Consider the following 20,189-nt stretch of genomic DNA (forward strand, 5'->3'; position numbering starts at 1 on the left):
ATGTGAGCGGGCTTCCTCGGAAGCCCGTTTTTTTTTGCGCTCGCCACGGGAAAAAAGACCGCCAGCGCAAGGCTGGCGGTGTAGCTGGAAGAAAGCGGGGATCAGACCGACACGTCGGTCGGGTCTTCCTTGCGGTCGTCGAACCAGCGGTACAGCGTCGGCACCATCACCAGCGTCAGCAGCGTCGAGGTGATCAGGCCCCCGATCACCACCACGGCCAGCGGGCGCTGGACTTCCGAGCCCGGGCCCGTGGAGAACAGGAACGGCACCAGACCCAGCATCGCGATGGTCGCGGTCATCATCACGGGGCGGAAACGCTGCGTGGCGCCCTGCACGATGGCCTTGTCCAGATCGATGCCCGAATCGCGCAGGGTGCGGATATACGACACCAGCACCACGCCGTTGAGCACCGCCATGCCCCACAAGGCGATGAAGCCCACCGAGGCCGGCACCGACAGGTACTCTCCGGTGACGAACAGGCCGATGATGCCGCCGATCGATGCGAACGGCAGCACCGTGATGATCAGCGTGGCGAAGCGCACCGAGTTGAACAGCAGGAACAGCAGGAAGAAGATCGCCGCGATGGTGACCGGCACGATGATCTTCAGGTGGCCCATGGCGCGTTCCATGTTCTGGAACTGCCCGCCCCACTCGAAGTAGTAGCCTTCCGGCAGCTTGACCTTGCTTTCGGCCGCCTGCTGCAGTTCGGCCACGAAGCCGCCGAGGTCGCGGTCCTTGACGTTGATCATCACCACGACGCGGCGCTTGGCCATTTCGCGGCTGATCTGCGCGGGACCGTCGGTGACCTCGATCCTGGCGACGCTTTGCAGCGGCACCTGGATGCCCGTGGGCGTGGTCACCAGCAACTGGCGGATCGAGGACACATCGTCACGGAAGCGCTCGGGCAGGCGCACCGCGGCCGCGAAGCGCCGCTCGCCCTCGAAGATGTCCGTGGCGCGCTTGCCGCCGATCGAGATCTCGATGATGTCGTGGATGTCCGACACATTGAGACCATAGCGGGCAATCGCCTGGCGGTCGATTTCGATGGACAGGTATTGCTGCCCCGAGACGCGCTCGATACGGATATCCTGCGAGCCCTGGATGCCGCCCGCCACCCGGGCCATTTCGCCCGCCAGCTCGCGCAGCTTGTCCAGGTCGTCGCCGAAGATCTTCACCGCGACGTCGGAACGCACGCCGGAGACCATTTCGTCGACGCGGTCCGAGATCGGCTGCGCCATCACGATCTGCACGCCCGGAATGGCCTTGAGCTTTTCGCGGATCTCGTTGGCGATATCGTCCTGCGTCCAGCCATCGGGCCACTCGTCGCGGTCCTTCAGGCTGGCGATCGGCGTCGATTCGTTCTGGCCCTGCGGGTCCGCCGGGCTTTCGCCGCGGCCCACGCCCGAGACCACCGACTTCACGCCCGGCACGCTCAGCACGAGCCGGTTGGCCTCCTTCTCCAGCTTGATCGACTCCTCGAGCGAGATGTTCGGCACGCGGTCGAGCGCCGGCACGATGGAGCCTTCCTTCATTTCGGGAATGAAGGACGTGCCCAGCAGCGGCACGATGGCCAGCGTCGCCACGAACGCCACGATGGCGCTGACGACCGTCTTGCGGCTGTTGGCCAGCGCCCAGTGCAGCATGCGCAGGTAGTAGCGCTTCATGAACGCGATCACGCGGGTGTCGTGCTCCGCGCCGCCCTTGAGCAGGTAGGACGAGAGTACCGGCGACAGCGTGAGCGACAGGAACAGCGAGATCGCCAGCGCGATCGAGATGGTGAACGCCAGCGGCGCGAACATCTTGCCTTCCATGCCCGAGAGCGTCATCAGCGGCAGGAACACCAGGATGATGATGCCCACGCCGACGATCACCGGCGTCGCCACCTCCTGCACCGCCTTGACCAGCACCTCGCTCTTGGTCAGCGACAGCTCGTCGCGTCTTCCCAATCGCTCGAAGGCGTTTTCCACCACCACCACCGAGCCGTCCACCATCAGGCCGATGGCGATGGCCAGCCCCCCCAGAGACATCAGGTTGGCCGACAGCCCCACCTCGTTCATCACCATGAAGGTGAGCAATGGCGTGAGCACCAGCGTGGCGAGCACGATGATCGACGAGCGCACGTCGCCCAGGAACAGGAACAGCACGATCACCACCAGCACCACGCCTTCGAGCAGCACCTTGGTGACGGTCCACAGCGCGGAGTCCACCAGTTCGCTGCGGTCGTAGTACGGCACGATCTGCAGCTTGCCCGGCAGCATGCCGCGCTCGTTGATCTCGGCCACGCGCGCCTTGACGCGGCTGACCACTTCCTTGGCATTGCCGCCGCGCATCATCATCACGATGCCGCCGACCGCCTCGGTCTGGCCGTTCTTGACCAGCGCGCCCTGCCGTACCTCATGCCCGATCGTCACATCGGCCACGTCGCGCAGGTACACCGGCGTGCCGGCCACCTCCTTGAGCACGATGCTGCCGAGGTCTTCCACGCCCTTGGCCAGGCCCACGCCGCGGATCAGGTACTGCTCGGCGTAGTGCGGCAGCACGCCGCCGCCGGAGTTGGCGTTGTTCTTGGCGAGCGCCTCGTACACCTGCTGCACCGAGATCTGGTAGTGGCGCATGCGGTCCGGATTGACCAGCGCCTGGTACTGCTTGACGTAGCCACCCTGGGAGTTGATTTCGGCGATGCCGGGAATCGAGCGCAGCAGCGGCCGCACCACCCAGTCCTGCACGATGCGGCGCTCCGAGAGCTCCTCCTGCGTGAGCTCGCGGTCGCCGTCGTCCGGGCGGTCCAGCGTGTACTGGTACACCTCGCCCAGGCCCGTGGAAACCGGGCCGAGCACCGGCGTCACCCCTTCGGGCATGCGCCCGCCCACTTCGATCAGGCGCTCCATCACGAGCTGCCGCGCGAAGTAGACATCGGTGGCGTCGGTAAACACCAGCGTGATCAGCGACAGGCCCGCCTTGTTCAGCGAGCGCATTTCCTCCAGGCCGGGCAGGCCGGTCATGGCCATCTCGATCGGCACGGTGACGAAGCGCTCGACCTCTTCGGGCGAGCGGCCTGCCGCTTCGGTGGCGATCTGGACCTGCACGTTGGTGACGTCCGGGAAGGCGTCGACCGACAGCTTGGTCGCCGCGCGCAGCCCGAAGAAGAACAGCACCACGGCGATCACGCAGACCACCAGCCGCTGCTTGATAGCGGCTTCGACTAACGCTTTCATCATGGTCGGATCAGCCTTGTTCGATGCGCTTGCGCTCGTTGTCCAGATGGAAGGCGCCGCTGACGACGATGCGGTCGCCCGCCTTCACGCCGCTCTGCACCACGCGCATGCCATCGCTCTCCGCGCCCAGCTTGACCTTGACGGCGCGGTAGTAGCCGTCCGGCTGCTCGACATAGACCTGCTCGTCGTTGCCGTCGCGCACCACCGCAGAGGCCGGCACCACCAGCTGGTCGACCGGCTTGCTAGCGATCAGCATGCTGGCCAGCATGGCGGGCTTCAGGCGCCCGTCGCGGTTGTCCAGCTCGGTGCGCACCAGCACGGTCCGCGATTCCGGATTGACCGTGCGGCCGACATAGATCAGCTTGCCCGCGATGCGGCCGTTGCCCGCGCCCAGCGAAGGCACGTCGATGTCCACTGTCTGGCCCTCGGCCACCATCGCGGCCTGCTGCTCGGGCACTTCGGCGACGACCCACACGCGCGACAGGTCGGCGACGGTATAGAGCGCGTCGGCCGGCTGTACCACCTGGCCATGCGCAACGTTGCGCTCGACCACCGTGCCACTCACGCTGGCGTGCACGGGCGAATACGAGTCGATGCTGCCGGTCTTGGCCAGCTTGGAAATGGCCGCCGGCGACATGCCGAGCACGCGCAGCTGGTCGCGGTAGGCGCGCATCTCGGCCGAGGCGATGGCGTACTCGCTCTCGCGCCGTTGCAGCTCGCCGCGGCCGATCACGTCGGCGTCGAACAGCTGGCGCGCGCGTTCGGCGTTGCGCGACTGCAGCGTCGATTGCGCCTCGGCCTTCAGGAAGGCCATCTGCGCCGCGCCCAGCTCGCTGCTGTGCAGGCGCGCGAGCACCTGGCCGGCCTTCACTTCCTGCCCCAGGATGGCGTACAGGTCGGTGACGCGGCCGGTCACGCTGGCGCCGATGCGCGCCACGCGCTGCTCGTCGAAATCGATGCGGCCGGCCACGTGCAGCACTTCGCTGAACGGGCTGGTCGAGACCGGCGCCACCTTCAGCGTCTGTTGCAGGTTGGGTTCGGGCTTGACGGTGCCGGGAGGCAGCTTGGCGGCCTCGACGGTCGGCACGGGCTCGTCGGAGCAGCCGGCGACACCGGCGACGGCCAGGAACACGGCGGCGGCCGCCGCCAGGGAACGGAGGGTATAGGGGCGCATGATGATTACTTGGATTCGGTGGTAGCGGTCGGAGCCGCGGCGGGCGCAGGCGCGGCGGGCGCAGGCGCGGCGGGCGCCGGCGTCTGGCCGGACGTGTCGAAGTCGGCGGGGGTCACCAGCGGCGGCGCGGTGCCGGGCACCACGGTAAGCAGGCGTTCGATCTGGATGGCGGCGACCTGCTGCTCGTACTGCGCGGCGATCAGTTCGTTGCGCGCGCCACGCAGCACGCGCTGGGCATCGATGAAATCGAGGATGCCGCGCTCGCCGAAGCGGTAGGCGGCTTCGGCCACGCCAAGGGCGGACTCCGCCTCGCGCACGATGCCGGACTCCAGCGCCGTAGCCTGGGCCTGGGTGATCTCCAGTTGCCGGTAAGCCGATTCCAGTTCCTGCATCAGCTCGAACTGGCGCAGTTCGTAGGCGGTGCGGGCCTGCACCGCCTGCGCGGTGGCCTCGCCCACCGGACCGCTGCGGCGGTCCCACAGCGGGATGGTCAGCACCAGGCCGATCTGCGAAACCTTGTTGTCCGGCTGGCGATCGGTGCTGGCGCGCAGCGCGACCTCCGGCAGGCGCAGCGAGCGCTGGTAGTCCACCGACAGGTTGGCGCGTTCGAGCTCCATGCGGCGCTGGATCAGCTCCGCATTGCCGGTATCGAGCCGCTCGCGCAGTACCGTCAGGTCGGGCAGCGCGGGCGACTGCCCGAGGCTGCCGGCCAGCGTATAGACCGGCGGCAGCGCCCCGCCCACCTGCTGGCGAAGCGTGGCCTTGGCCTGGTTCACCCGCAGCTCGGCGCTTTGCAGGTTCTTCTGCGCGGCCAGCAGTTCGGTCTCGGCCTTGATGAGTTCATAGCGCGGCGCCTCCCCGACTTCCACGCGCAGCCGGGCGCGGGAATGGATCTGGCGCATCATCGCCAGGTCTTCGCGGGCCGCGGCCAGTTCGCTTTCTCGGCGCAGTACGCCGAAGTAGTTGGTTTTCACGCGGGCCGCGAGGTCGGCGCCGAAGGCCTGCCGGCCCGCTTCCGTGGCGTCCAGGTTGCGCGTGGCGATCGCCTCGCGCAGGCTGCGCTGCTGCGGATAGTCCAATCGCTGGGTGATGGCGTAGCTGGGCGCGTTGCCCGAGGCAGCGCCGGGCTGGCGCGCCGACTGGCGGCCGTACATCACTTCCACTTGGGGATTCGGGTAGGCCCGCGCGCTGGTGATGGCGGCGGTGGCGGCGTCGACACCGGCCTGGGCGGCCTCGACGCCCTTGTTGGACGATTGGGAGAGCGACAGCAGCTGCTGCAGGGTGAAGGTCTCCTGGGCAAAAGCCGGAGACGCCCCAAGCGACAGCGACGCTAGCAGGGTAAGCGTAAATATCTTCATGGCGAGAAAAGGCAGGCCGGACAACGGCGCGCCCGCCTCTTGCCGCGCGGCATGGCGGCAAAAAGCAGTGTCGCCGGCCGTGGTAACGGCCGGAGCGGGCGCACAGTATGGGGGGCGCTACCCCGATGCGCGGACGCGCGCCGGGGTGCTCAGACGATCAGGCGAGGGAAATGGGCGGCTTGAACAGCGCCACCAGGGCAGGCGGCGCGGCGCCGGGGGAAACGGGGGAGATATCGCCGGACGGCAGCGTCACGCGAACGACCGGCAGCGCGAACAGCGCCATCGATTCTTCGAGCTCGTCCAGCACATCGGGAGGGTCCAGCAGATCGGCGGACCAGATATTGCAATAGCCGGGATGATGGCGCTCCTGCACCAGGTCTTCCGGCTGCAGTCCGTCGTCGCCGGGCGCGACGACATGGCCGGCATCCTCGTCGGCCTCGAGACCCAGGGCTTCGCGCCCCGCGGCCTCGGCCAGCAGCTCGCGCAGATGCGCCAGGTCGTCCGTGCCCGCGAGCGCCATGCCGCCCTTGCTTGCGCCCGTTCGCTCGGCATGTGCGTTCGCCGCCGCCCCGAAGGACAGCAGCGACAGGCACAGCGCGACGAGAATCAGGGCCAGGGCTCGCATGAAATGTGTAAAAAACGCCTCGCTGTCGTGCCATCTTGCAAGCCGGTGCTTGCAACGACGGGGCGGCATGACATTGATGCGGCACAGCATTGTAACCGAATGAAAGCGATAGACAGGGTTTCCCCGGGGCTTGTTCCCGCAAATACCCATTGAGCTTCACTCGGGGGCGGTCGACGGATCGCCGGCTCGGGCGCCGGCTGGTCCGGCTCCTGCTTGTGCTGGTCCATGAGCGGCACTGCGATGCCATGGATCAACCCAGAGCAAGGAGACCACGATGCGTAGGCAAACCCCATGGATTCTGCCCCTGGCGGTGGCGGCCGCGCTGGCCGCCGGCACGGCGGCGGCCCAGCCGGCCGGCGTGCGGACCGACGACGAACGGGGCAGCACGACCGGCACCTCGCCCGTGCCGAAGGACGTCAAGCGGCCGGGCACCAGCGCGGCCTCGGAGACGCGCAGCAACCCGGGCGGGCTCGGCAGCGCCGCCACCGGCGGCCCCGGACCGGGCCCGGGAAGCCCCGATCCGCGCGGCGTGCCGTCGGCCAGGCCGGCAACCACGACGCCCTCTGCCTCCGACGCCAAGGCGCAGGCTCCGGACGCGCCGGGGCTGAAGGGGCGGGAACGGTCGCCGGCAAGGACTGGCGGCGCCAGCATCGACCAGACCCGCGAGCCGAACACCAAGGCCGACTGAGGCCGGTCCTGCCCGGGAACGAGAAGGGGCGGCCGCGGCCGCCCCTTTTTGTCGTCCGGGCTGTCTCCCCCGCTCAGGTCATCGGCTTGGCGACCATCAGGTAGAAAATCGCCAGGAAGCTGAACAGCGCCGGCACCCCGAGCGCGAACCACCAGCGAAAGTACAGCCAGTAGGCCGGGGGCAGCGGCTGCACCGCCGCGGCCGCCTTGGCGGTGACATCGCGCATGCGCGTCTGCAGCCAGACCACCGGCAGCCAGCAGGCGATGGCGACGACGTACAGGATGATCGACCACTTCAGCCACGGCGCCTGCCACGCAAACCCCGCGATGCGCACCAGGTAGTAGCCGGTGAGCGGCTGCAGTACAGCGGTGGTCGCCGTGAAGAGCCAGTCCGCGATCACGACATGGCGGCTGGTGACGGCCACCGCGCGGGTGTCCCGCGTCAGCGTGGCGGCCAGCAGGTAGAACGCGCTGCCCACCCCGGTGCCAAACAGGAAGGTGCTCGACAGGATGTGGATCCACTTCAGCGTGACATAGTCCATCGCTTCGACTCCAGGGTGCCGAGCAGCCAGATGGCGGCCAGCATGGGCAGGTTCTTGGTGAGCGGCCCATAGGGATGGAGCCAGAATTCGGGCAGCCGCACGCTGATGATGACGGTGTAGCCCAGGATCAGCGCGGCCTGCGCGGCCCACAGCAGCCGGCTTCGCCAGGGCGTGAAGCACAGCACGCCGAACAGCAGGTCCAGGCCCGCCGCCCCGTACAGCGCCAGGGGCGCGAGCGCGGCCGGCACGCCGGCGCGGGCCAGCAGCGCATAGCTCTCCTGCACCGGATACAGCCCCAGCGAGACGACGCCGGTGACGATCCACACGAGGCCCACGGCTGCGCGCAGGATCGGCAGCTGCCACGCAAGCACGGCCTCGGAACGCGCCGCGCGGCGCCACTCGGGCGGCACGAAACGCGCAACCGGTCGCGGCGCACGGCCCAGGGCGTCGCGCATCGGCCCGGCATCGGCGGTATTGCCGCGCGCGAGCATCGATAACGCGTCGCGATCGAGCAGGAAGCCCGGCATCGCCAGGCCGATGACCGGCAACGCCAGGCGCATCAGCGCGCTGCCCAGCGGCAGTACCCGCAATCGGCCGGGTTGGCCGTAGGCCTGGCGCAACCCCTCCAGATAGGCGCGCAGGGTCATGGGCTCGGGCCCCACCACGGGCAACCGCCCGCGCGGCAGCGGCAGTCCGTGCGCGTGCCGCTCCGCCAGGCGCAGCACCAGCGCCACCAGATCGTCGACATGCACGGGCTGGATGCGCTGGCGGCCGCCGTCGGGCAGGGCCAGCAGCGGCAGCGTGCTCAGCATCCCGAACAGGCGCGCGCTGGTCCCTCCCGGGCCGAACACGAGCGAGGGTTGCAGGATCACGCCGTGCAGCGGCTGCGCGGCCAGGAAATCGTCGGCCGCCTTCTTGCTCAGGTGGTAGGCGGTGGTGGCGTCCTCGTCCGCGCCGAGCGCGGACAGCTGGATCACGGTGCGCACGCGGGCCCGCGCACAGGCGCCGAACAGCGCGATGGGCGCATGGCGGTGCAACAGGTCGAAGGTCTGGCGCCCCGTCTCGCGAAAGATGCCGACGGCGTTGACGACGATGTCCACGCCATCGAGCGCCGGCAGCCACGCTTCGGGCGTCAATTGGGTCGTGTAGTCGACGGCACGATATTCGCATGGTGCCGATGCACCGCGCGCTGCCATCCGCTGCGGATGGCGCACGCCGCCAATGACGCGAAAGCCGGCCTGCGACAACGCGGCGACGATGCGCGCGCCCAGGAACCCGCGGGCGCCGGTGACCAGCACCGTGGTGCCCGCCGGCCCTGCCCCGCGCGGCGCCCCGTCCGCGCCCTCGCCGCCGCGCGGCCGGGCCGATTCCATCATCTCCGTGGAGGACCCATGACCAAGCTGACCGACGCCACCCATATCCTGGAGCGAGCGATCGTCTCCGGCACCAGCGCCAGCGTCGTATCGACCATCGCGCTCGCCTGCGCCGGCCATTTCGATTCGCGCAGCGCCTACGCGCCGACCAATGCCATCAGCCACTGGATCTGGGGCGACCGCGCCCTGCACGTCGACCGGCCGGCGCCGCGGTACACCGCGGTGGGTTACGTCATCCATCATGCGACATCCGTGTTCTGGGCTGCCTTCTATGAAGCGTGGGTGGAGCGCTCGCCGCGAAGCCGGCAACCGATGGCGGTGCTGACCGCGGGTCTCGGCATGGCGGCGCTGGCCTGTTTCGTCGATCTCAAATGCACGCCACAGCGGCTGACGCCGGGCTTCGAGCGCCGCCTCTCCGGCGGACCGCTCGCGCTGGTCTACGTCGCCTTCGGCCTCGGCCTGGCCCTCACCACGCTCTGGCGCAACCGGCGCGAGCAGCGGGACCAGCGCGAGAGCGCACGCCCGCAGCCTGACGATGGCACCGTGCTGCACGAAGCCAACGAGCCGGCCTGACCCTGCCCTGATGGCCCTGCGATGCAAGACACATTCCCGGGCGGTGCCATGTGCCGCGAGGCACCCCGGGAAGCGGCTGCGGTGGCCGTTCTTACACGGCATTGCAGGAATGCCCATCGCCCCTCGTTATAATCCCGCATGACCTCGAGCCCCTCCCAGCCCGCACCGGGCACCGCCGGCAACGCCGCGCCGGATTTTTCCCGCCTGCCCCTGTCGCCCGCCACACTGGCGACCCTCGCCCAGCTTGGGTACCACACGATGACGCCGATCCAGGCCGCGAGCCTGCCGATCGCGCTGGCGGGGCACGACCTGATCGCCCAGGCGAAGACCGGCAGCGGCAAGACGGCGGCCTTCGCCCTGCCGCTGCTGGCGCGGCTCGACGCGCGGCGCTTCGATACGCAGGCGCTGGTGCTGTGCCCCACGCGCGAACTGGCGGAGCAGGTCACGCAGGAGCTGCGGCGACTGGCACGGGCGGAGGACAACGTGAAGATCCTGACCTTGTGCGGCGGCACGCCGATGCGCCCTCAGGTCGATAGCCTGGCCCACGGCGCGCATATCGCCGTCGGCACGCCGGGCCGCATCATGGACCATCTGGAGCGCGGCAGCCTCGATCTGCGCGCGCTCAATACGCTGGTGCTGGACGAAGCCGACCGCATGCTCGACATGGGCTTCTTCGACGATATCGCCTACGTGGCCCGGCAATGCCCCAAGGAGCGGCAGACGCTGCTGTTCTCGGCCACCTACCCGGAGGGCATCGAAAAGCTCAGCCAGCAGTTCCTGCGCAACCCGAAGCAGGTCAAGCTGCAGGAGCAGCACGACGCCGCCAAGCTGCGCCAGCGCTTCTACGAGGTCGACGAGGGCGACCGTCTCAATGCGGTGGGCCGCCTGCTGGACCACTATCGGCCGGCGAGCACGCTGGCCTTTTGCAATACCAAGGCGCGCTGCCGCGATCTGGTCGATCTGCTGCGCGCGCAGGGCTTCGAGGCCCTCACGCTGCATGGCGAGCTGGAGCAGCGCGAGCGCGACCAGGTGCTCGTGCAGTTCGCCAACCGCAGCTGCTCCGTGCTGGTGGCAACCGACGTGGCGGCGCGGGGGCTCGATATCGCGCAGCTCGAGGCGGTGATCAACGTCGACATCACGCCGGACCCGGAAGTCCATATCCACCGCATCGGCCGCACCGGCCGGGCGGACCAGGAGGGGCTGGCGCTGAGCCTGGCCAGCATGAGCGAGATGGGCCGGGTCGGGAATATCGAGCAGGCGCTGGGCGCGGAGGTGGAATGGCACCCGCTGTCCGAACTGAAGCCCGCCAGCGGCGAACCCCTGCAGCCGCCGATGATCACCGTGCAGATCCTCGGGGGGCGCAAGGAGAAGATCCGCCCCGGCGACGTGCTCGGCGCGCTGACCGGCGAGGCCGGCTTCAGCAAGGAACAGATCGGCAAGATCAACGTGACCGAGATGTCCACCTACGTGGCGGTGGACCGCGCCATCGGCCGCGAGGCCGTGCGCAAGCTCAACGACGGCAAGGTCAAGGGCAAGCGCGTGAAGGCGCGCCTGCTCAAGGAATGATGGCCGCCGCGGCAAGGCCCGCGCCGCCGCGCCGGCGCGGGTGTGCCCGGTGAAGACGCCGAAGCGCATCCAGCCCCTGGTGGAAGAGGGCATGGTCGACGAGGTGGTCCGCCAGTTGATGAGCGGCAAGGAAGCGACCGTCTACGTCGTTCGCTGCGGCGAGGAAATCCGCTGCGCCAAGGTCTACAAGGACGCGGCGCAGCGCAGCTTTCGCCAGGCCGCCACCTATCAGGAAGGCCGCAAGGTCAAGAACAGCCGGCAGGCGCGCGCGATGGAAAAGGGCACGCGCTACGGCCGCAAGGTGGCCGAGGAAATCTGGCAGAACGCCGAGGTCGACGCGCTGTACCGGCTGGCCGCCGCCGGCGTGCGCGTGCCCCAGCCCTACCAGTGCTTCGAGGGCGTGCTGCTGATGGAACTGGTGGTCGATGCCGACGGGCACGCGGCGCCGCGTCTTAACGATGTCGCGCTGAGCGAGTCCACGGCGCTGGAATTTCACGCCGCGCTGCTGGAGCAGGTCGTGCGCATGCTGGCAGCGGGCGTGGTCCACGGCGACCTGTCCGAATTCAATATCCTCGTGGCCGCCGACGGCCCGGTCATCATCGACCTGCCGCAGGCCGTGGACGCCGCCGGGAACAACGACGCGCGTCCGATGCTGGAGCGCGACGTCGCCAACCTGGCCGCGTACTTCGGCCAGTTCGCGCCGGCGCTGCACGGGACACGCTACGGCGCGGAAATCTGGCAGCACTATCAGGCCGGCACGCTGCGGCCCGGCATGACGCTGACCGGCCACGTTGCCGAGGACCATCGGCCCGCGGACGTGGCGGCCGTACTGCGCGAGGTGGAAGCGGCGCGGGCGGAGGAAGAGGCGCGGCTGCGCATGCTGCAGGGCACGGCCGAATAGCCGTCGCCGCGCGGCCCGCCGGCTCAGCCCGGCACCGGGCCCTTGGCTGCCACCAGCGCGGCCATCGGCTCGGCCGTCGGACCTTCCGCTCGCAACCCTTCCACCACACCCAGCCGGTCCGGTTCCGGGCGGTTCTGGCTGACCTTCCATTTGCCCTCGATGCGCGCGATCGGGATCTCCACGCCGACGATGCCGCGGATCATCGCGGCAAGGTAGTCCTCGGGCGCATCCTCCACCGCCCAGGGCGCGGGCCGTGGCGCTTCCTGCATGGCGGTCAGGTCCGCGATCTGGCGGCGCAGCCAGGCGGGCCCGTCCTCGCCGTCCACGACACGCGGCGTGCCCCAGGCATGGACGGTGGCGTAGTTCCACGTCGGCACCACCTTGCCGCTTTCCTGCTTGGACGGGTACCACGACGGGCTCACATACGCATGCGGCCCCTGGAAGATCACCATGCATTCCCCGGCCTGGCGCAGTTCCTCCAGTTGCGCATTGGCGCGCGCCAGATGCGCCCGCAGCGTGCCGCGCTCCCCTTCGCCGGGGTACAGCATGAAGGGCACCGGGTTGGCCATCAGTCCGCCCGGCCCGGCGCTCACCAGCCAGCCGAGCGGGTGGGCGCGGATCAAGCCGTGCTGGACGTCCAAGCGGTCTTCGCGGAATGCCTGGGGCAGGTACATGGTGGTCTCGCAAGGCGTGTCGATGCACCAAGACTAGCGTGCCTGTGGCACCATCCCTAGACCCACGAACACCAGAACTTCTAGGGCCACATGGATCTCTCGCTGCTGTTGTCCGAACTGGGGCCCCCGGGCGCGGCCCAAGGCGGCTCGCGCCAGCAGCGGCTGTATGAGCGCCTGCGGCGCGCCGTGCTGGACGGCACGCTGCCGCCCGGTACCGTTCTGCCCGGCTCGCGCGTGCTGGCGGCCGAGCATGGCCTGGCCCGCAATTCGGTGATGTTCGCCTACGAGCAACTGAAGGCCGAGGGCTTCCTGGTGGCGGACCGGCTCGGCACCCGCGTGGCCGGGCTGCCGATCGCCCTGCGCGGCAAGGGTACGGCGGGCGCCGGCACGCCCGGCGCCGCGTTCTCGGCGCGCGCCGCGAGCCTGGACCGCTTTCCCACTGCCGACGCATACCTGCCGTTCACCGGCGGCGTACCGGATCTGAATGCGTTTCCCTGGCGGGCGTGGGCCCGGCTGCTGCAGCAGGCGTGGGGCGAGGTCAGTGCGCGGCACCTGGCCTATTCCGCGCCGGGCGGCGAAGGCGTGCTGCGCACGGCCATCGCCAATCACCTGCGGGCCACGCGCGGACTGGCGTGCGGCGCGAGCCAGGTGTTCATCACCTCGGGCGCGCAAACGGCGCTCGACATGTGCGCGCGCCTGCTGGCCGATGCCGGCGACGTGGCGTGGATGGAAGATCCGGGCTATCCCGCGGCGCGGGCCGTGTTCCGTGCGGCCGGTCTGCACGTGGTCGACGTGCCGGTGGACCCCGAAGGCATGATGGCGATGGACGCCCGGCGCTGGCGGCGCCAGCCCCCGCGCGTGGTGTTTCTCACGCCCTCCCATCAGTATCCGCTCGGCTCGGTGCTGAGCCTGGAGCGCCGCCTGGGACTGCTGGAGCGCGCACGGGCGCATGGCACCTGGCTCATCGAGGACGACTACGACAGCGAGTTCCACTACGGCAGCCGCCAGATCACCGCGCTGGCAGGCTTGGCGCCCGATGCTCCGGTGGTCTATGTCGGCACCTTCAGCAAGTCGCTCTACCCGGCCCTGCGCATCGGCTACATGGTAGTGCCGCAATGGGCGGTCGAGCGCATCACGGCCGGCCTGCAAGCGCTGTTGCGGCCGGGACAGGCGGTGGAACAACGCGCGCTGGCGCGCTTCATCGATTCGGGCGCACTGGCCCGGCATCTGCGCGCCATGCGCGAGCGCTATCGCACCCGGCAGCAACGGTTGCGCCTCGCTCTGGAACGGGCGTTCGGCGATTGCATCGCCATTCTCGGCGGCGCGGCGGGCATCCATTTGACCGTCGTGTTCGCGGCGCCGATCGACGATGTTGCGCTGGCCGCCCGTGCCGCCGCGCTCGGCGTGGTGGTCCAGCCGCTGAGCGCGTACCGGGCACCGCGCAGCGTGCGGCGCGGTCCGGCCGGCCTGCTGCTGGGCTACGGCCTGGCGGACGACGAGATGATCGAAAGCCTGGTGGAGCGGCTCGTGCGGGCCTATGCCGCAACGGCGCCGGCGGCCGCCGCTGGAAACTGCGGACCGACGTAGTCCGTCCACGGCTGGCATGGGTGATGCAACGGAGCGGGGAACGCCGGGCTTGCACCGCCGGCGGACTTCCCTGTCACCATCGCGGCCCGCTTGCGTCGCTCCTACCATCGCTGAACGCCATGCCCAACGAAATCTGGGGTGAGGTCGCGCCGGAGCGCGGCCCCGAACTCGACACCGTGCAACTGATCGCCGAAGCCGCGCAGCGCCTGCCCGCGCCAGGCGACGCGGACTTCGGCGCGGCGCTGGACCGTTTCGCCGACTGCCGCGTGGTGCTGCTGGGGGAATCGACGCACGGCACGGCCGAGTTCTACGACGCGCGCGCGGCCATCACGCGCCATCTGATCGAGCACCACGGCTTCACGCTGGTGGCCGTCGAAGCGGACTGGCCGGACGCCGCCACGATCGACCGCTATGTGCGTGGCCGCCCCAGCCCCGGCCATGTCGAGCCGCCGTTCCGGCGCTTTCCGACCTGGATGTGGCGCAATACCTCGGTCGAACGCTTCGTCGAATGGATGCGCGGGCACAATGCCGGCCTGCCGGAGGCGCAGCGCGCCGGGTTCTTTGGGCTCGACATCTACAGCCTCGGCAGTTCGATGGCGAGCGTGCTGGGGTATCTGGATGACATCGATCCCGACGCCGCCCGCGCCGCGCGCGAGCGCTACGGCTGCCTGTCGCCATGGCGCGCGGCCCCCGCCGACTATGGCCATGCGGTGCTGACCGGCAGGTATGGCGACTGCCAGGAACAGGTGATCGCGCAACTCAAGTCATTGCTGGAAAACCGGCTGGACTATGCGCTGGCGGGCCGCGAGCAGTTCTTCGACGCCGCGCAGAACGCCCGGCTGGTGGCCGCCGCGGAACAGTACTACCGGCTGATGTACCAGGGCTCGGCTGCGAGCTGGAACCTGCGCGACACCCATATGTTCGACACCCTGGAGCGCCTGCTCGAGGCTGGCGGGCCCACCGCCAAGGCCGTCGTCTGGGCGCACAACTCGCACATCGGCGACGCCGATGCCACCGCGATGGGACGCGATCACGGCGAGCTCAATATCGGCCGGCTATGCCGCGCGCGCTTCGGCGACACGGCGGCGCTGGTCGGGCTGTCGACCGCGTCCGGGACGGTCGCCGCCGCCTCGGAATGGGATGGCCCGATGGAGCGCAAGGCCGTGGTGCCGCCACGGTCGGACAGTTACGAGCATTTGCTGCACCGTACCGGCCTGGACCGCTTCCTGATCGATCTGCGCGAGGACATCAACCCCGAGATGCGGGCCGCGCTGATGTCGCCACGCCAGGAGCGGTTCATCGGCGTCATCTACCGCCCGGATACCGAATTCCACAGCCATTACGCGTTCGCGTCGCTGCCGCAGCAGTTCGATGCGCTGTTGTGGTTTGCGCACACCGGAGCCGTCGAACCGCTGCCTACGGCCGCCCGGCCAGGCATGCCGGATACTTACCCGTTCGGCGTGTGATGCACCCGGGCGGGGCTATCCAGGCTTCGTGGCAGGCACATTTCGCCTCCATTACAAACGTGTAATGGAATAACGGCTGGATTCATTTTCGGACTATTGCCTTATTCGTGTCACATAAAGTGATCAGGATGGCGCCTGTCCGCGGCGTCAGGTTTACGGGTCGAGCCATTGCCAGAATCGCCGGCGGCGAATCATCCCGATCCATTACCACCACAATCCAAGAGAAAACACAGTGAAGAAAGTTCTCCTTGCCATGGCAGCAAGCGCCGCGGCTTGCGCCGCGCCGGCCGCATTCGCACAGTCGACCACCAACGTCACGCTGTACGGCATCGTCGATGCGGGCGTCGAGGTCATCAACAATGTCGCCGAAGGCACGGGCGGCGGCACCGCCGTGCGCATGAACTCGGGCAACCTGTCCGGATCGCGCTGGGGCCTGCGCGGCACCGAGGACCTGGGCGGTGGCCTGAAGGGCATCTTCGTGCTGGAAAGCGGCTTCGACATCGACACCGGCCGTTCGGCCCAGGGCAGCCGCCTGTTCGGCCGCGCCGCCTATGTCGGCCTGTCGGGCAATTTCGGCGCCGTCACGCTGGGTCGCCAGCAGAATGCGCTGTACGACCTGTTCGGCGCCTTCGACCCGATGGCCGTGGGCCCGCGCTACTCGCTGAACAGCGTCGATTCGCTGTTCAACGGCCGCGCCGACAACGCCATCAAGTACACCGGCAAGTTCGGCGGCCTGACCGCGACCGGTTTCTACAGCTTCGGCCGTGACGGCAACGGCGAAGTCCCGGGCGAGGCCAAGGTAGCCCGCAACTTCGGTGGTGGCCTGTCGTACGCGGTGGGCGGTTTCTCCGTGGGCGCCGCCTACGACCAGTTCCAGGGCGCCACCGTGGCGCTGCAGGACCGCGCCGCCAAGCGCGCCGCCTTCGGCACGGCCTACGCCTTCGGTTCGGCCAAGGTCTTCGCCGGCTATCGCTGGATGAAGGACGACGGCACCGGCAGCGCCACCGCCGCTCCGGCTCGCAGCAACCTGTACTGGGCTGGCGCGAACTACAAGTTCACCCCGGCGTTCCAGCTGACGGGCGCGGCGTACTACGACGACAACAAGAACAACGACCGCGATCCGTGGATGTTCGTTCTGTCGGCCGACTACGCGCTGTCCAAGCGCACCGACGCCTACCTGAACGTGGGTTATGCCAAGAACAAGAACGGCTCGACGCTGGGCCTGAACGGTTCGGGCACCGCCATGCCGGGTGAAAACCAGACCGGCGCCACCATCGGCGTGCGTCACCGCTTCTAAGCATCCTCCGCCCGGCGGCGCGCCGCCGGGTCATACAGCTCATATCGACCTTTCCGTGCAACTGGCGGTAAGGACGTTCGGCCGGTAGCGATACCGGCCATTTTTGTTTCCGATGCCTATAAGCGCCTTTTATGGCGCTTACTGACGACAGCGCGATTCCATCTTGCATTTCCACGACTACTGTATATCCTTACAGTACCTGTACACACATACAGTAGTCGAGGAGCCCACGATGGAACATCTGATCCGCATTCAGAACGAGTACGACAGGCAAGTCCTGGTGTGGCTGCGCGCCCGTATCGGCGATACGGCGCTGGAATCGGTGGCCCGCCGCCTGGGCGGGGAGCGCAAGCCCTATCTCTCGATGATCTGCCGCACGCTCAATATCCGCCCGCCGTCGCGCAGCGCGCTGCGCGCGCAGCAGGCGCGCATCAACCGTGAAGTCGGCGATCGTTACCTCGCCTCGATCCGCAAGATGCTGGCCGAAGGGCCTGCGGCGCGCGATCCGCGGCCGTCTGCCATCGAGCGGCAAAGCCGCACTGGCCGCACGGCGGCAAGCTCCCGCATCGGCGCCGATGAACGCTATAGCTTGTAGCGCCCTCCGCCATTCCGGCACAGATTTCCGGGTTTTGTATCTAGCCCTTTCGTCATGAGTTTGCTTCGTTCCTGTTTTGGACAGGCGTTACGCGCGGCGCGCAAATACCGCTCGCTGCCCCAGGAGGGCCTGGAGGTCGTGTCGAGCCGGACCTACATCAGCAGCCTCGAGCGCGGGCTCAAGAGCCCGACCCTGGACAAGGTGGAACAGATTGCCAGCGCACTGAACCTTCACCCGCTGAGTCTTCATTGCTATACGTACGTGCGCAACCGGTCGGCGTCCGAGCAGCGCGAGCTGCTGCGCACGATTCGCCGGGAAATCCGCGAGCTGATAGCCAGCGAGAAACAAAGCGGCGCCGCGTGAAGCGGCGCCGCTCTTGCCTCCAAGGCCCAGGGCCGTAGCGACCCTTCGCCTCCAGACAGTCAGACCTCGCCGCGGCCGGGCGGGCGCTCCTCGCGCCTGTCGGTCTGGTCGGCCTTGTCGGCGGGCATGTCGGCGGGGATGGATTCCGCCGCATCCTCGACCCGTTCGAAGATCTCGTCCTCGGGATTCATCGGCTCATCGCCGATATCCTCGCGCGGTCCGGGCCGGCGATCGGGCAGGCCGTCGATGGCCATGTCGCTGTCGATGGCTTCCACGTCCAGGTTCGGGTCCAGGGTACTCGGAATCGACAGGCCGTCCTCGGCGCCATCCTGCGCGGCGTCGCGTCGTGCCAACTGATCGGGATCCTTGCTCTTGCTCATGGCAACTCCAGTTGTCGGTAATGCGGCCGAAACCGTTGCGGGCGGGAGGGCGGACGCGCCCTCCGCGAGACGCCCTGCAGCTCAGGTCACGGACTTGGTCGGATTGGTGGTGCCGCCGTAGGGCTCGCCCCCCTTGGGCTGGCGCTCGCCGCTGCCCAGTTCGAGGCCGCCACCATAGCTGCTGGCGGTGCTGCCGGTGGCCTCGCCGGCCGAACTGATGCCGCTGATGCGCTGGTCGCCGCCGGCCGCACCCTGGCTGGGGCCGCCGCTCTCGCCCTGACGCTGCACGCGCACCTGGTTGTCGACGTCCTTGACGCCGAAGCAGTCATCCGCCACGTCCTCGATGCGGTACTTCTGCCGCCGGTCATTGACGCTGCCGGTCAGCGTGACGACGCCGTCCTTCACATTGACCTCGACGTGGCCGACGTCCAGTCCGCTTTCGTGCGCGAGACGCTCGCACACGTCCTCGCGAATGCGGTCGTCCGAGCGCTGATAGCCCTTGGGCATGACGCGGCGCTGCGTCTGGCCGGCCTGCACGCCGCCCATGCCGGCGCCGGTGCCCGCGCCGGTGAAGCCTTCATACGCGTACTCCTGACCGTGCGTGTGCTGGCCCATGCGGCGGCCTTCGTCGGCGGGCCAGCCGCCCGGGCGCCCTCCCGCGCCGGGACGCTCGCTGAGCGGAAAGCCGCCGCCCTGGTCGCGCCAGCCTTCGTCGTGCCAGCGCGCCTCCGAGGCCCAGCCCTGCATCGACGGCGTCTCGGAGTCCGAAATGCCATAGGCGCCGGCATACAGCTCGCGCGTACGCGGATCGTCGGGCTCGGCGACCGAGCGCCAGGGCCGGCGGGTCTGGTCGGGGAAGGGTCCGCCGCCGCGATGGCGCCGTTCCTCGTCGGCACCGCCGCCGCGATATTCCATGTCCTCGCCCATGCGCTGGCGCATGCCCTGGTCATCGTACCCCTGCCGGCCCGTGCCCCATTGCTGCTCGCCTTGCCGGCCGCGCCGCCCCTGTTGTCCGCCCTGCCACTGGCCTTGTTGAGAGCCCTGCGATTGCCACCGTTGCCCGCCCTGCGGCGAATCCATCCCGCGGCCCTGGCGCTGTGCGCCGCCGTAGCCCTGGCCGTAGCCCTGGCCCTGGCTCTCATCCCGTCCGTAGCGCTGGCCTTCCATCCCGCGCCCGCCGCGCTGCATCCCTTGCATGCCCTGCTCGCCGCGGCCACGGATGCCTTCGCCGACGTCGCCGCCCCAGCCGCGCCCGCCGGCGCTATAGCCCTGGTTGCCGTGGCCGGTGTGGCGGCGTTCGCCATAGTCCTCGCCATAGCGCCCTTCGCCGTAGCCCCATTCGCCCGATGCGGCGTTGCGCCAGCCCTGTCCCTCGCGCCAGTCGCCCCGCTCGCCGCGGCTGCCCTGCGTGCCGCCGTCGTAGCGGCCGCCGCTGTCGCGCGCGCTCAGACCTTCGTCCATGTCCTGGTTACGGCCCCGTGGATGGCGTTCGTCGCGGCCCAGGTAGCCGCCTTCGTCGGGCCAGCCGTGTCCCTGGTCGGGACGGGTGCCTCCATAGGACGAATCCCTGGCGTGGGACTGGCCGCGCGGCCGCGCCCATTCGTCCTCGAATGCCTCGTCGCGCCGGCTGTCGCGGTCTTCCCAGCTGCCTCGGCGGTTGCCTTCGAATCTGCCCTGGTTCATGTCTGTCTCCACGTTGTCAAAAGGAACAACCGGTGGCGCCGCGTACCGCCGCGGCGATGCACCCGCATCGAACGGCCCAGATGGCCGCCAAGGCTTGTGACGCCTTCGTTTCACGGCATAGGTGCGCATG

General features: G+C 69.0%; 18 protein-coding genes. 9 read left to right on the forward strand and 9 right to left on the reverse strand.

Annotated elements, in window-relative coordinates; all coding sequences use genetic code 11:
• Positions 1-101: 101 nt before the first annotated feature.
• The 4 genes from LDO27_RS05305 to LDO27_RS05320 all read right to left on the reverse strand — a co-directional run bounded on the left by LDO27_RS05305 (position 102) and on the right by LDO27_RS05320 (position 6,372).
• Entirely contained in the window at positions 102-3,218 is a 3,117-nt protein-coding gene (locus tag LDO27_RS05305) for an efflux RND transporter permease subunit (protein ID WP_222204937.1), read from the reverse strand.
• Positions 3,219-3,225: 7 nt separating this feature from the next.
• Positions 3,226-4,389, reverse strand: a complete 1,164-nt coding sequence (locus LDO27_RS05310; protein ID WP_222204935.1) for an efflux RND transporter periplasmic adaptor subunit — start codon at positions 4,387-4,389, stop codon at positions 3,226-3,228.
• A 5-nt stretch (positions 4,390-4,394) separates the two neighbouring features.
• Positions 4,395-5,747, reverse strand: coding sequence for a TolC family protein (locus LDO27_RS05315; RefSeq protein WP_224040143.1), 1,353 nt, complete (start codon positions 5,745-5,747; stop codon positions 4,395-4,397).
• A gap of 157 nt (positions 5,748-5,904) precedes the next feature.
• Entirely contained in the window at positions 5,905-6,372 is a 468-nt protein-coding gene (locus LDO27_RS05320) for a cobalt-zinc-cadmium resistance protein (RefSeq protein WP_222204931.1), read from the reverse strand.
• A 274-nt stretch (positions 6,373-6,646) separates the two neighbouring features.
• On the opposite strand from LDO27_RS05320, the gene LDO27_RS05325 reads away from it, so the two are divergent.
• A complete protein-coding gene (locus tag LDO27_RS05325; protein ID WP_224040144.1) occupies positions 6,647-7,060 on the forward strand; it encodes a hypothetical protein in 414 nt (137 codons plus the stop codon).
• A gap of 73 nt (positions 7,061-7,133) precedes the next feature.
• Here LDO27_RS05325 and LDO27_RS05330 read toward each other — a convergent pair whose 3' ends face one another.
• Both LDO27_RS05330 and LDO27_RS05335 read right to left on the reverse strand, forming a co-directional pair.
• Positions 7,134-7,601, reverse strand: coding sequence for a DUF2269 family protein (locus tag LDO27_RS05330; RefSeq protein ID WP_222204927.1), 468 nt, complete (start codon positions 7,599-7,601; stop codon positions 7,134-7,136).
• Positions 7,583-8,974, reverse strand: coding sequence for an SDR family oxidoreductase (locus LDO27_RS05335; protein ID WP_224040146.1), 1,392 nt, complete (start codon positions 8,972-8,974; stop codon positions 7,583-7,585). The genes LDO27_RS05330 and LDO27_RS05335 overlap by 19 nt, the downstream gene beginning before the upstream one ends.
• An 18-nt stretch (positions 8,975-8,992) precedes the next feature.
• Between LDO27_RS05335 and LDO27_RS05340 the strand changes: the two genes are divergently transcribed.
• The 3 genes from LDO27_RS05340 (at position 8,993) to LDO27_RS05350 (ending at position 12,014) form a co-directional block, all read left to right on the forward strand.
• Complete coding sequence (locus LDO27_RS05340; protein ID WP_224040148.1) at positions 8,993-9,547, forward strand: hypothetical protein; 555 nt, start codon at positions 8,993-8,995, stop codon at positions 9,545-9,547.
• 138 nt (positions 9,548-9,685) lie between these two features.
• Complete coding sequence (gene dbpA / locus LDO27_RS05345) at positions 9,686-11,113, forward strand: ATP-dependent RNA helicase DbpA (RefSeq protein WP_224040150.1); 1,428 nt, start codon at positions 9,686-9,688, stop codon at positions 11,111-11,113.
• A gap of 49 nt (positions 11,114-11,162) precedes the next feature.
• The gene (locus tag LDO27_RS05350) at positions 11,163-12,014 is read left to right on the forward strand and encodes a PA4780 family RIO1-like protein kinase (RefSeq protein WP_224040152.1); all 852 of its coding nucleotides are present in this window, start codon (positions 11,163-11,165) and stop codon (positions 12,012-12,014) included.
• 23 nt (positions 12,015-12,037) lie between these two features.
• Here LDO27_RS05350 and LDO27_RS05355 read toward each other — a convergent pair whose 3' ends face one another.
• Positions 12,038-12,688 (reverse strand): FMN-binding negative transcriptional regulator, encoded by a 651-nt coding sequence (locus LDO27_RS05355; RefSeq protein WP_224040153.1) that lies wholly within the window; start codon positions 12,686-12,688, stop codon positions 12,038-12,040.
• Positions 12,689-12,778: 90 nt separating this feature from the next.
• On the opposite strand from LDO27_RS05355, the gene pdxR reads away from it, so the two are divergent.
• The 5 genes from pdxR to LDO27_RS05380 all read left to right on the forward strand — a co-directional run bounded on the left by pdxR (position 12,779) and on the right by LDO27_RS05380 (position 17,996).
• Positions 12,779-14,275: a MocR-like pyridoxine biosynthesis transcription factor PdxR gene (gene pdxR, locus LDO27_RS05360; protein ID WP_224040155.1), complete on the forward strand. Its 1,497-nt coding sequence runs from the start codon at positions 12,779-12,781 to the stop codon at positions 14,273-14,275.
• Between the two features lie 119 nt (positions 14,276-14,394).
• Positions 14,395-15,741, forward strand: coding sequence for an erythromycin esterase family protein (locus LDO27_RS05365; protein WP_224040156.1), 1,347 nt, complete (start codon positions 14,395-14,397; stop codon positions 15,739-15,741).
• A gap of 232 nt (positions 15,742-15,973) precedes the next feature.
• Positions 15,974-17,038: a porin gene (locus LDO27_RS05370; protein ID WP_222204905.1), complete on the forward strand. Its 1,065-nt coding sequence runs from the start codon at positions 15,974-15,976 to the stop codon at positions 17,036-17,038.
• A gap of 232 nt (positions 17,039-17,270) precedes the next feature.
• The gene (locus tag LDO27_RS05375; protein ID WP_224040158.1) at positions 17,271-17,633 is read left to right on the forward strand and encodes a hypothetical protein; all 363 of its coding nucleotides are present in this window, start codon (positions 17,271-17,273) and stop codon (positions 17,631-17,633) included.
• A 54-nt stretch (positions 17,634-17,687) separates the two neighbouring features.
• Entirely contained in the window at positions 17,688-17,996 is a 309-nt protein-coding gene (locus LDO27_RS05380) for a helix-turn-helix domain-containing protein (protein WP_224040159.1), read from the forward strand.
• A gap of 59 nt (positions 17,997-18,055) precedes the next feature.
• On the opposite strand, the gene LDO27_RS05385 is transcribed toward LDO27_RS05380, so the two are convergent.
• Together LDO27_RS05385 and LDO27_RS05390 are read right to left on the reverse strand one after the other, a co-directional pair.
• Positions 18,056-18,376 carry a hypothetical protein gene (locus LDO27_RS05385; protein WP_222204901.1) on the reverse strand — a complete coding sequence of 107 codons (321 nt, stop codon included), beginning with the start codon at positions 18,374-18,376 and terminating at the stop codon, positions 18,056-18,058.
• Between the two features lie 81 nt (positions 18,377-18,457).
• Positions 18,458-20,059, reverse strand: a complete 1,602-nt coding sequence (locus tag LDO27_RS05390) for a BON domain-containing protein (RefSeq protein ID WP_224040161.1) — start codon at positions 20,057-20,059, stop codon at positions 18,458-18,460.
• Positions 20,060-20,189: the final 130 nt, after the last annotated feature.

It is taken from the genome of Cupriavidus respiraculi (assembly GCF_914271545.1).
Classification (GTDB): domain Bacteria; phylum Pseudomonadota; class Gammaproteobacteria; order Burkholderiales; family Burkholderiaceae; genus Cupriavidus; species Cupriavidus respiraculi.

Coding starts and splice junctions, on each gene's coding strand:
- LDO27_RS05305 (WP_222204937.1), bottom strand. CDS start 3,218: ATGATGAAAGCGTTAGTCGAAGCCGCTATCAAGCAGCGGCTGGTGGTC.
- LDO27_RS05310 (WP_222204935.1), bottom strand. CDS start 4,389: ATGCGCCCCTATACCCTCCGTTCCCTGGCGGCGGCCGCCGCCGTGTTC.
- LDO27_RS05315 (WP_224040143.1), bottom strand. CDS start 5,747: ATGAAGATATTTACGCTTACCCTGCTAGCGTCGCTGTCGCTTGGGGCG.
- LDO27_RS05320 (WP_222204931.1), bottom strand. CDS start 6,372: ATGCGAGCCCTGGCCCTGATTCTCGTCGCGCTGTGCCTGTCGCTGCTG.
- LDO27_RS05325 (WP_224040144.1), top strand. CDS start 6,647: ATGCGTAGGCAAACCCCATGGATTCTGCCCCTGGCGGTGGCGGCCGCG.
- LDO27_RS05330 (WP_222204927.1), bottom strand. CDS start 7,601: ATGGACTATGTCACGCTGAAGTGGATCCACATCCTGTCGAGCACCTTC.
- LDO27_RS05335 (WP_224040146.1), bottom strand. CDS start 8,974: ATGGAATCGGCCCGGCCGCGCGGCGGCGAGGGCGCGGACGGGGCGCCG.
- LDO27_RS05340 (WP_224040148.1), top strand. CDS start 8,993: ATGACCAAGCTGACCGACGCCACCCATATCCTGGAGCGAGCGATCGTC.
- dbpA (WP_224040150.1), top strand. CDS start 9,686: ATGACCTCGAGCCCCTCCCAGCCCGCACCGGGCACCGCCGGCAACGCC.
- LDO27_RS05355 (WP_224040153.1), bottom strand. CDS start 12,688: ATGTACCTGCCCCAGGCATTCCGCGAAGACCGCTTGGACGTCCAGCAC.
- pdxR (WP_224040155.1), top strand. CDS start 12,779: ATGGATCTCTCGCTGCTGTTGTCCGAACTGGGGCCCCCGGGCGCGGCC.
- LDO27_RS05365 (WP_224040156.1), top strand. CDS start 14,395: ATGCCCAACGAAATCTGGGGTGAGGTCGCGCCGGAGCGCGGCCCCGAA.
- LDO27_RS05375 (WP_224040158.1), top strand. CDS start 17,271: ATGGAACATCTGATCCGCATTCAGAACGAGTACGACAGGCAAGTCCTG.
- LDO27_RS05380 (WP_224040159.1), top strand. CDS start 17,688: ATGAGTTTGCTTCGTTCCTGTTTTGGACAGGCGTTACGCGCGGCGCGC.
- LDO27_RS05385 (WP_222204901.1), bottom strand. CDS start 18,376: ATGAGCAAGAGCAAGGATCCCGATCAGTTGGCACGACGCGACGCCGCG.
- LDO27_RS05390 (WP_224040161.1), bottom strand. CDS start 20,059: ATGAACCAGGGCAGATTCGAAGGCAACCGCCGAGGCAGCTGGGAAGAC.